Annotated in this window: 1 protein-coding gene; it reads left to right on the top strand. The window is 59.8% G+C overall.

The features are described from left to right. Positions 1-343, top strand: a 343-nt coding sequence (locus ACFHYQ_RS13435) for a hypothetical protein (RefSeq protein ID WP_394301458.1), incomplete at its 5' end; no start/stop codon positions are given. Positions 344-1,776: the final 1,433 nt, after the last annotated feature.

The following is a 1,776-nucleotide window of genomic DNA, read 5'->3' as shown; positions in this document are numbered from 1 at the left end:
AGTTAGCCTACTGTATTTTTACATGCTCGCCTTAAAACTAAATCAGGTCCAGTATTCTGGCGTTGTCAAAGATCATTGTGATGAGTTTCTTGGCAGCTTCAAGTTCTTATTTGTCGCCTTGAGCCTCTGCTTGTTCGGCCGCCTCTGCGCTCTTCCAGGCAAAACCGCCGCCGGAGCCCTGCGCATTCGCATTGGCCTGCGCCTGTGCTTGAGCCAGTGCGTTAGCAGATCCGTATCCAACCAAACCGCCGATACCTTGAGCTTGAGCGTGTGCTTGGGCCTGAGCTTGCGCCAAAGCGTCAGCTGCCCCGTATCCACCAAGACCGCGTTGAGTCAGCCCTAGGGCTTGAGCTTGAGCCTGAGCTTGAGCCAGAGCGTCGGCGCTTCCGTACCCTCCAAGTCCACCGCCCTGCGCTAGGGCCTGAGCCTGGGCCTCGGCTGAGGCAGCTCCTCCCCATCCGCCGAGACCTTGGGCCTGAGCGTGAGCCAAAGCATCAGCGGACCCAACTCCTCCCCATCCACCGAGACCTTGCGCCAGTGCTTGAGCTTGGGCCTGGGCCTCAGCCGAGCCTGATCCCCCCCATCCAGCGAGTCCTTGAGCTTGTGCCTGTGCTTGGGCCAGAGCGTTGGCAGCGCCGTAGCCTCCGAGTCCACCGCCTTGAGCCAGCGCCTGCGCTTGGGCCTGTGCCTCGGCTGATCCGCTTCCTCCCCATCCTCCAAGGCCTTGGGCTTGCGCGTGTGCTAGAGCGTCGGCTGAGGCGACTCCGCCCCACCCGCCCGCGATGCCTTGTGCTTGGGCCTGTGCTTGTGCCTCAGCTGAGCCGAGGCCCCAGCCGCCCCCGATGCCCTGTGCTTGGGCCTGTGCCTGGGCGAGTGCGTCAGCTGATCCGATGCCTCCCCAGCCGCCGCCGGACGCTTGAGCGTTAGCTTGTGCTTGAGCCAGAGCAGAGCTGCCGCCGATCAGTAGTGGTCCTTGTGATCCGCATGTTGGGTCTGGAACGGACTCAAGGTACACGTAGTTGTATTTGACTCTGCACACGTTGATCGAGCAAGGCCTGCTTGGATGTCTGAAGGGAGTGAGAGGGTGGTATCCTCTGCAGATTGGTGCGACATAGATTATGACAGGCACAGGGTAGAATTTGGTATTGCTGATAGGTACCGGTACGGGTACAAGAACGGGGCGCGATACCGGGTACGGTACGGGTACTTGTTCCGGGTACGGGACGGGTACTTTGGGACCCGGGATGTAGATCGGCGGCGAGGGTACGGGCACGGGGACGGGTACGATGACGCGTTTGCCCGGCACCGGAACGGGTACGGGGTACGGCCTGGGGATTATGACCGGGGGTGGGCAGACGGGCCTCGGAGATGGAGGAATCGGGAACGGTATCGGTATTGGTTCAGGAATCGGGACTGGAGGCAATGGTGGGAGTGGGGGCACCGGAACTGGCCTCCAATCTGAACACTCGCTACAGCTGGAGCATTTTTTAATTAGGTTGGGCCCGTAGGAGAAACATCCGCAGACTTTACAATCCTGTGTGATGCTATCACGATACGTTATCATTTGCCCACTATATTGGCAATCTGGCTCTGGCCATGGTAATGGGCTTGGATTTGGGTTAGGAAGTAGTAGGGGGTTTGCTGAGCGAGTGTTGTCCTGAGTTGTTTCCTGGGCTTCAAGCTGCTCCGGTCGTGCCCTGGCGTTCACGGCCAGCAGCACCAAGATCCACGTAGCTGACTTCCACATCTTGAGGATTGGTTCCAACCTGGCTGCGG

Source organism: Sphaerimonospora cavernae, assembly GCF_042435035.1.
GTDB lineage: Bacteria > Actinomycetota > Actinomycetes > Streptosporangiales > Streptosporangiaceae > Sphaerimonospora > Sphaerimonospora cavernae.
Note: the sequence above shows the minus strand (reverse complement) of the source record. Positions and strands in the feature narration are given on the sequence as shown.